Consider the following 8,619-nt stretch of genomic DNA (forward strand, 5'->3'; position numbering starts at 1 on the left):
CCGTGAGAACAGCACCGCCGTCAGCGCAGACGAGACTGCGCTCGCGCCCTCGATTGTTGGTCAGCCTGCTCGCCGTGCTCGCCATGCTGGCCCTCGCCGCCTGCGGCGGCGGGGCCCGCTCCGGCGGCGGGGGCGGGAGCACCGGCGAGATCGACCCCAACGGCACGTTCCGCTACGTGTTCGTGCAGAACCCCTCGACCTTCGACCCGCACAAGTCGGCCAACCCCTGGGACATGATCTTCTTCCGGCTGGTCTACGACCAGCTGATCATGGAGGACGAGGCGGGTGAGCTGGTCCCGCAGCTGGCCACGAAGTGGGAGTTCGTCGACGACAACACCGCGCTGGTGCTGTCGCTGCGCGACGACGTCACCTTCATCGACGGCACCAAGTTCGACGCCTCCGCGGTCAAGGCCAACCTGGACCGGGCGATCACCATGGAGGGCAGCACGCTCAAGGGCGCGCTGGCCCGGGTCAACGACGTGCAGGTCGTCGACCCCACCACGGTGCGGGTCAACCTCAAGGGCCCGGGCGGCAACCTGCCCGCGCTGTTCTCCGGCACCGCCGGCACCATGATCAGCCCCGCCGCGCTGGCCAACCCCGACCTCGACCAGAACCCCGTCGGCTCCGGCATGGCGACGCTGGCCGAGTTCATCCCCGGCCAGGTCAGCCGCTACGACCGCAACCCGAACTACTGGGACCCCGAGGCCGCGAAGGCCGCGCACTACGAGATCTACGTGCAGACCTCGGCGCCGACCCGGATGAACATGCTGCAGACCGGGCAGGCCGAGCTGACCTACCTCGACCCGTCGCAGGCCGAGCAGGCCGCCGCGGCCGGGCTCAACTCCGCGCCGAGCAAGAGCCTGTCGATCATGTCGATGTACATGAACACCGGCAAGCCGCCCTTCGACGACATCCGCGTCCGCGAGGCCATGGAGCACGCCGTCGACCGGCAGGCGATCGTGGACGGCGTCTTCTTCGGCATCGGTCAGCCGGTGGCGCAGTACATGCCCCCGGAGTACTGGGCCTACGACCCGGCGGTGACCCCGGACGACCCGCAGTACAACTACGACCCGGCCAAGGCCCGCCAGCTGCTCGCCGAGGCCGGCTACCCGAACGGCGTCGACTTCGAGATGCTCGTGCCCAGCCTCGACGACCACCGCGCGGTGGCCGAGGCGCTGGTCCCGATGCTGGCCGAGGTCGGGCTGCGGGCCAGCACCCGGGTCATCGAGTCGCCCACCACCCCCACCACGTTCTACGCCCGCCAGGAGGGCAACGCCTTCCCCGGCATGGGGGCGCCCTTCCAGGACCCGACCACGGTCTACCAGGCCAGCCTGCCCGGCCAGTTCGCCAACCCGTGGAACACCACCACGCCGGAGTTCCAGCAGGCCTGGCTGGACGCGCTCACCGGCGCCACCCGCGAGGAGCGGCTGCCGGCGATGCACCGGATGATCGAGGAGGAGAAGAAGATCCGGAAGTCGTTCCCGCTGCACGCGCACTTCCCGCCGAGCGCCTGGACCGACAAGGCCGTGTTCCCGGAGGGCTACCAGCCCGCCTACGCCCCGACCTTCCGCGGCGTCGGCGTCACCGCCGGCTGATCCCCACCCACCCCGCCCGCTGACCCCGCCCCCGAGTTCAGGAAAGCCACGATCCTGCCCGCTGAGGGCAGGAACGTGGCTTTCCTGAACTCCGGTGGGGGCGGCGGACGGGGTGGGAGGACGTCCACGAGATCCGGCGCGGGTGTGGACATCCCACCGTTGTCCACCGCCCGCCGCGATCGCAGACTTCTCCTACCGGCCGGTCGAGCTCCGCTCCCGGCGGTACTCCCGCACCACTCACGCCAGCACTCACGCCAGCACTCACGCCAGCACCGAGAGGACAGCCATGCGCCTGGACGGCAGGGTCGCCCTGATCACCGGAGGCGGCTCCGGGATCGGCGCGGCCACCGCCCGCGCGTTCACCCGCGAGGGAGCGCGCGTGGTGATCGCCGACATCGACGAGGCGGCCGGGAAGGCGGTCGCGGACGAGATCGCCGCGAGCGGCGCCACCATCGACTTCCGCCACGCCGACGCCTCCGACCCGACCGCGCTGGAGGAGCTGGTCGCGTTCGCGGTCGACACCCACGGCGGGCTCGACGTGCTGCACAACAACCACGTCTCGTTCGAGTCCGGCCGGATCGGCGACCTGACGCTGGACGGCTTCCGCCGCTCGTTGGACGTCGGCCTGACCAGCTACTGGTACGCGATCAAGCTGGCGCTGGTGCCGATGCTGGCCGCCGGGCGCGGCTCCATCGTCAACACCGCGTCGGTCTCCGGGCTGGCCGGCGACTTCGGGCTGGGCGCCTACAACGTGCTCAAGGCCGGGGTGGTGAACCTGTCGCGGGTCACCGGGATCGAGTACGCGCGCAAGGGCGTGCGCTGCAACGCCGTGTGCCCCGGCCCCATCGCCACCCCGCCGATCGACCGGCTGCACGACGCCGCCCCGCGGATCTGGGACGACATCCGCGACGCGATCCCGATGGGCCGCTACGGCCGGGCCGAGGAGATCGCGAACGTGGTGCTGTTCCTGGCCTCCGACGAGTCGTCGTTCATCACCGGCAGCCACATCGTGGCCGACGGCGGGCTGTGGGCCCACTCGGGCATGCCGCCGATCGGCGGCCTCGGGCCGGACTTCTGAGGCGGTCGGCGTGAAGTTCCACTGGTTCGCCGAGGCCACCTACCCCGAGCTGCCCGCGACCTACCCGCAGCGCCACCCCAGCGCGGGCGTCGACGTGCCGGCGAGCCTGGTCGACTCCCAGCGGGCCGGCGAGATGTACCGGATGTTCATCCGTCTCATGCAGCAGGCCGACCGGCTGGGCTGGGACGGGCTGGCGGTCAACGAGCACCACCAGACCACGTTCGCGATGACCCCCTCGCCCAACCTGCTGGCCGCCAGCCTGGCCTCGTCCACCGAGAACGCCGCCCTGCTGGTGATCGGCAACTCGCTGGCGCTGTACAACCCGCCGCTGCGGGTGGCCGAGGAGATGGCCTACCTGGACTGCCTGTCCGGGGGCAGGCTGATCGCCGGGTTCGTCTTCGGCACCCCGATGGACACCGCGTTCGCCTACGGCGTGCCGCCCTCCGAGCTGCGCGAGCGCTTCCACGAGGCCCGCGAGCTGATCACCCGGGCGTGGACCGAGCCGGAGCCGTTCTCCTTCAACGGCCGGTACAACCAGCTGCGCTACGTCAACGTGCTGCCCCGGCCCGTGCAGGCGCGCCCACCGATCTGGGTGCCCGGCACCGGCAGCGTCGAGACCTGGGACCTGGTGCTCGACGAGGACTACTGCTACGGCTACCTGTCGTTCTTCGGGCTGGCCAACGCCCGCCCGATCGTGCGCGGGTTCTGGGACCGCGTCGAGCAGCGCGGCCTGGAACCCAACCCGAACCGGATGGCCTTCACCCAGCTGGTCTGCGTCGCCGACACCGACGCCGAGGCCGAGCGGCTCTACGGCGACGCGGTCCGCTACTTCTTCACCCGCCAGCGGGCCCCGCTGCACTTCGCCAACCCGCCCGGCTACACCTCCCGGGCCTCCCAGCGGGAGGTGCTGGAGCGGGCGAAGGGCGTCTCGACCGAGGACCGGCTGCGCGCGACCCGCGGCGAGCTGTCGTTCTGGGAGTACGACGAGCTGGGCTTCATCGTCGCCGGCACCCCGGAGCGGGTGCGCCAGCGGCTGCGCGAGCTGGCCGTCGAGCTGCGGGTCGGCCAGCTGATCACCTGCATGCACATGGGCGACCTCGCCGAGGACGTGGCCGCCATGAACAACGAGCTGTTCGGCACCGGGGTCGCGCCGTACCTGCGCGACCTGTGGGCCTCCTACGACGACCCGTGGACCCCGCCGGCCAGCCGGCAGCAGGTGGCCGCCGCGGCACCCCGCGTCCCGGCGCACAGCGTCCACGCGCACAGCACAGCGATCCCGTCCCCGCTAGGAGGAGACACGTGACCACCCTGGAGATCCCGCACGTCGGCCGGTTCGACGTGCAGGTGTGGGAGTCCGGCAGCGGCGAGCCGCTGCTCTACCTGCACGGCTACGAGCGCCACCCCGGCGGCGCAGGGTTCCTGCGGCGACTGGCCGAGGACCGGCGCGTGCTGGCCCCCGAGCAGCCCGGCTACGGCCGCTCCACCGGCGTCGAGTCGTTCACCGACGTGCTCGACGTCGCCCTGTTCTACCGCGAGCTCGTGGAGTCGTGGGGCGTCGACGGCATCGACGTCGTCGGGCACTCGCTGGGCGGGATGTTCGCCGCCGAGCTGGCCGTGGTCGCCCCGCACCTGGTGCGCAAGCTGGTGCTGGTCAACGCGTTCGGGCTGTGGCTGGAGGAGCAGCCCGCGCCCGACCCGTTCGGCGCCGCCGACGAGGTCAAGGCGGCCAAGTGGCACGGCGAGGCGCCCAAGTCGGAGCCGACCAACTTCGAGCCCGACCCCGACGACCCGCACGCGGCCATCCTGTTCGCCGCGCAGAACCTGGGATCGGCCACCAAGTTCATGTGGCCGATCGCCGACCGCGGGCTGCGCAGGCGGCTGCCGCTGATCGACGCGCCGACGCTCGTCGTGCACGGCACCTCCGACGGGCTGCTGCCGCTGGCCTACGCCGAGGAGTTCGTGCGCCTCATCCCGGACGCGCGCCTGGCCCCGATCGAGCGGGCCGGCCACTACCCGATGGTCGAGCGCGAGGACGAGTTCGTCACCGCCGTCACCGACTTCCTGAAGGGCTGAGCCACCATGGGCCGAGTAGAGGGCAAGATCGCGCTGGTCACCGGCGGTGCGGCCGGGATCGGCGCGGAGACCGCGCGCACGCTGGCGCGCGAGGGCGCGCAGGTCGTCATCGCCGACATCAACCTCGACGGCGCCAAGCAGACCGCCGAGGGCATCGGGGACGCCGCCACGGCCGTCCACTTCGACGCCACCGACCCGAAGTCGATCGAGGACCTGGTCGCCGCGGTGATCGCCCAGCACGGGCGGGTCGACATCATCCACAACAACGCCGCGCTGGTCGGACCGGACGCCTGGTTCACCGACGGCTCGGTCATCGACACCACCATCGAGATGTGGGACCGGGCGTTCGCCACCAACGTCCGCAGCATCTTCCTGGTGTGCAAGCACGCGCTGCCGCACATGGTCGCCAACGGCGGCGGGTCGATCATCAACATGGCCTCGGTCGGCGGGATGCGCGGCAGCGCCGCGCTCACCGCCTACGGCACCACCAAGGCCGCGGTGATCGGGCTGACCCGGTTCGTCGCCGCCCAGCACGGCAAGCAGGGCGTGCGCTGCAACGCCGTCGCCCCCGGCGTCATCCGCACCCAGCAGCTGCTCGACGCGGTGCCGCAGCTGCCGGAGGCGGCGCTGGCCGGGGTCGCGGCGCCGCGGGTCGGCGAGCCCTTCGACATCGCCAACATGGTGCTGTTCCTGGCCTCCGACGAGTCGGCGTTCGTCAACGGCGAGGTCTACCGCGTCGACGGCGGCGCGATGACCGCCGGTTCCCGCTGACCCCCCGACCCGGAGAGAGAACATGATCAAGCTGACCGTGCTGTACGACACCCCGACCGACGTCGCCGCGTTCGACGCGCACTACCTGGGCACGCACGTGCCGCTGGCCCGCAAGGTGCCGGGCATCGAGCGGGTCGAGGTGACCCGCTTCGGCCCCGGCCCGGACGGCTCCGCGCCGCCCTACCACCTGCTCGCCGAGCTGTACTTCGCCGACGCCGCGGCCATGCAGGCCGGGCTGGGCTCGCCGGAGGGCAAGGCGCTGGGCGCCGACGTGGTCAACCTCGGTGGCACCCCCGCCACCCACCTCGTCGGGAACGTGGAGGACTGACCGTGAAGTTCCACTGGTTCGCCCAGCACTACTACACGAAGCTGCCGCAGGACTTCGGCGACACCGTGCGCAGCTCGTGGGTCACGCCGCCGGCCTCGGTCGCCGACCCGACGCAGGTCGGCGAGGACTACCACATGTACCTGCGGCTGATGCAGCAGGCCGACGGGCTGGGCTGGGACTCGCTGCTGCTCAACGAGCACCACCAGACCTCGCTGGCGATGACCCCCTCGCCCAACCTGCTGGCCGCGGTACTGGCCGCCACCACCGAGAACGCCGCGATCACGCTGTGCGGCAACTCGCTGGCGCTGTACAACCCGCCGGTGCGGGTGGCGGAGGAGATGGCCATGCTCGACGCGCTGTCGGGCGGGCGGCTCATCGCCGGCATCGTGTTCGGCACCCCGATGGACACCGCGTTCTCCTACGGCGTGCCCCCGATCGAGCTGCGCGAGCGCTTCCACGAGGCCCGCGAGCTGATCCTGCGGGCCTGGCGCGAGCCCGAGCCGTTCGCCTTCAACGGCAAGTACACCCAGCTGCGCTACGTCAACACCTGGCCGCGCCCGGTGCAGGACGACGTCCCGATCTGGATCCCGGGCAGCGGCAGCCCGGAGACCTGGGACGTGGTCAACGACAACGACTACTGCTACGGCTACCTGTCGTTCTCGGGCAAGCAGAGCGCGGCGCCGATCGTCGGCGGGTTCTGGGACTACACGCAGTCCCAGGGCGCCGACATGAACCCGAACCGGATGGCGTTCACCCAGATCATCTGCACCGCCGACAGCGAGGCCGAGGCCGAGCGGCAGTACTCCGACGCGGTGAAGTACTTCTACCGGCAGAACCCGACCGCGATCGAGTTCGCCACCCCGCCCGGGTACAACACGCCGAGCGCGATCAAGGCCAACCTGACCCGGGCCAAGACGCAGTCGGCCGAGGAGCGGCTCAAGGCCACCCGCGGCGAGCTGTCGTTCTGGGAGTACGACGAGCTGGGCTACATCATCGCCGGCACCCCCGAGCGGGTGGAGCAGCGCGTCCGCGAGCTGGCCACCGAGCTGCGCATCGGCCAGCTCATCACCTGCATGCACGTGGGCGACCTGCCCGAGGAGGTGGCCGCGCAGAACAACACGCTGTTCGGCACCCAGGTGATCCCCAAGCTGCGCGACGTGTGGGGCGAGGAGGAGGACCGCTGGACCCCGAAGGTCAGCCAGGAGCGGGTGGCGGCCAAGTTCGGCAACGGCGCCGGACTCCCGGTGTGAGGGGCCGGTGGGACGGAGGCGCGTGCGTCCCCGTCCCACCGCACGGGTGCTGGACGGCGTTCGGATGACCTAACGTGGCTGGGTCCGGCGCAGTCGTCGGGCGTGGGAGGCGAGCGTGATCCTGGGCGGGATGGGAACCCCGGCGCCCGACCAGACCATGGCGCGGCTGCTGCACCTGCTGGCCACCGAGGCCCCCAGCGAGGCCTTCGACCAGCTCGCGGAGATCGTCGAGGCCGGCGAGCCCGGCCCCGAGCGCGACGAGATGCTGGTCGCGATCGGGCGCGCCGGCCGGGTGCGCGAGCTGCTGGCCCGGCGCAAGCGGCGGGAGAAGGAGACCGCAGCGCTCGTCGAGACCGCCCGCGACCTCGCGACGCTGCGCGACGTCGACGAGGTGCTGGAGGCGATCGTGCGCCGGGCGCGCCAGCTGCTCGGCACCGACGCGACCTACCTGGCCCTGCGCGACCCGGCGGCGGGCGACGTCTACATGCGGATCACCCTGGGCACTGTCACCCGTGCGATCGAGTCGGTGCGCCAGCCGCTCGGGCGCGGCGTCGGCGGCCGGATCATCGCCACCGGGCAGCCGTTCGCCACCGCCGACTACCTGACCGACCCGCGGCTCGACCGCGATCCCACGGTCACCGACGCCGTCGTCGAGGACGGCATCGTCAGCATGGCCGGGGTGCCGCTGCGCGTGCGCGACGACGTCGTGGGGGCGCTGTTCGTGGCCAACCGCTACCGGCGCGCCTTCGACGACGCCGAGGTCGAGCTGCTGACCTCGCTGGCCGACCACGCGTCGGTGGTGATCGAGAACGCCCGGCTGTTCGGGCACGCCGAGGCGGCCGCGCAGCGGCTGCGCGAGGCCAACGACGAGCTGGCCCGCCAGGGCCGGTCGCTGGAGCGGGCGGCGGACGCGCACGAGCAGCTGATGCCGCTGGCCCTGCGCCGGGCCGACATCGGCGAGCTGGTGGCCACGGTGGCCGGGATGCTCGGCGGTGGCGTCGCCGCCGTCGGCGCCGACGGGGCGGTCTCGGCCGTCGCCGGCGACGTCGAGCTGCCCACGCCCGTCCCGCACCCCGGTTCGGTCGATGCCGAGCTGGGCGCCCGCGAGGCGCCCGAGGCGCCGGGGACGTGGACGGTGCCGGTGCGCGCGGGCGGCGAGTCGTTCGGCCACCTCGTGCTGGTCGCCGACGGCCAGCCGCCCGACGCCGACCTGCGCACCCTGGAGCGGGCCGCGCAGACCGCGGCCCTGCTGCAGCTGATGGAGCGCCAGGTCTCCACCGCCGAGCAGCGGGTGCGCGGCGAACTGATCGACGACCTGCTGGCCGAGCGCGAGCCCGACTGGGCCACCTTCGACCGGCGGGCGCGCCGCTCCGGCGGGCTCGACCTGCGCGTGCCGCACGTCGTGCTGGTGCTCTCCGCCGACGGCGTCCCCCGCCGCCAGCTGCTGCGCGCCGCGGCCGACCGGGCCGCCCGCGACGGCGGGCTGGCCACCGAGCACGCCGCGCGGGTCGTGCTGCTGCTGCC

The 8,619-nt window shown here is 72.4% G+C and carries 8 protein-coding genes; all 8 read left to right on the forward strand.

The features are described 5' to 3' along the window. Positions 1–56 precede the first annotated feature (56 nt). On the forward strand, positions 57–1,595 hold the full coding sequence (locus KIK08_RS09000) for an ABC transporter substrate-binding protein (protein ID WP_214402567.1): 1,539 nt from the start codon (positions 57–59) through the stop codon (positions 1,593–1,595). 286 nt (positions 1,596–1,881) lie between these two features. Then, the gene (locus KIK08_RS09005; protein ID WP_214402568.1) at positions 1,882–2,673 is read left to right on the forward strand and encodes an SDR family NAD(P)-dependent oxidoreductase; all 792 of its coding nucleotides are present in this window, start codon (positions 1,882–1,884) and stop codon (positions 2,671–2,673) included. Positions 2,674–2,683: 10 nt separating this feature from the next. Further along, a complete protein-coding gene (locus KIK08_RS09010; RefSeq protein ID WP_214402569.1) occupies positions 2,684–3,976 on the forward strand; it encodes an LLM class flavin-dependent oxidoreductase in 1,293 nt (430 codons plus the stop codon). Then, on the forward strand, positions 3,973–4,746 hold the full coding sequence (locus KIK08_RS09015; RefSeq protein WP_214402570.1) for an alpha/beta fold hydrolase: 774 nt from the start codon (positions 3,973–3,975) through the stop codon (positions 4,744–4,746). The genes KIK08_RS09010 and KIK08_RS09015 overlap by 4 nt, the downstream gene beginning before the upstream one ends. A gap of 6 nt (positions 4,747–4,752) precedes the next feature. Next, the gene (locus tag KIK08_RS09020; RefSeq protein ID WP_214402571.1) at positions 4,753–5,517 is read left to right on the forward strand and encodes an SDR family NAD(P)-dependent oxidoreductase; all 765 of its coding nucleotides are present in this window, start codon (positions 4,753–4,755) and stop codon (positions 5,515–5,517) included. A 22-nt stretch (positions 5,518–5,539) separates the two neighbouring features. Then, the gene (locus KIK08_RS09025) at positions 5,540–5,845 is read left to right on the forward strand and encodes an EthD family reductase (protein WP_214402572.1); all 306 of its coding nucleotides are present in this window, start codon (positions 5,540–5,542) and stop codon (positions 5,843–5,845) included. A gap of 2 nt (positions 5,846–5,847) precedes the next feature. Further along, positions 5,848–7,095 carry an LLM class flavin-dependent oxidoreductase gene (locus KIK08_RS09030; protein ID WP_214402573.1) on the forward strand — a complete coding sequence of 416 codons (1,248 nt, stop codon included), beginning with the start codon at positions 5,848–5,850 and terminating at the stop codon, positions 7,093–7,095. Positions 7,096–7,225: 130 nt separating this feature from the next. Further along, on the forward strand, positions 7,226–8,619 hold a 1,394-nt coding region (locus KIK08_RS09035; RefSeq protein WP_214402574.1), incomplete at its 3' end, for a GAF domain-containing protein.

It is taken from the genome of Pseudonocardia lacus (assembly GCF_018531445.1).
GTDB lineage: Bacteria > Actinomycetota > Actinomycetes > Mycobacteriales > Pseudonocardiaceae > Pseudonocardia > Pseudonocardia lacus.

Bases quoted from the DNA above. Each gene is read 5' to 3' on its own strand.
- KIK08_RS09005 (WP_214402568.1), top strand. From the start codon at position 1,882: ATGCGCCTGGACGGCAGGGTCGCCCTGATCACCGGAGGCGGCTCCGGG.
- KIK08_RS09020 (WP_214402571.1), top strand. From the start codon at position 4,753: ATGGGCCGAGTAGAGGGCAAGATCGCGCTGGTCACCGGCGGTGCGGCC.
- KIK08_RS09025 (WP_214402572.1), top strand. From the start codon at position 5,540: ATGATCAAGCTGACCGTGCTGTACGACACCCCGACCGACGTCGCCGCG.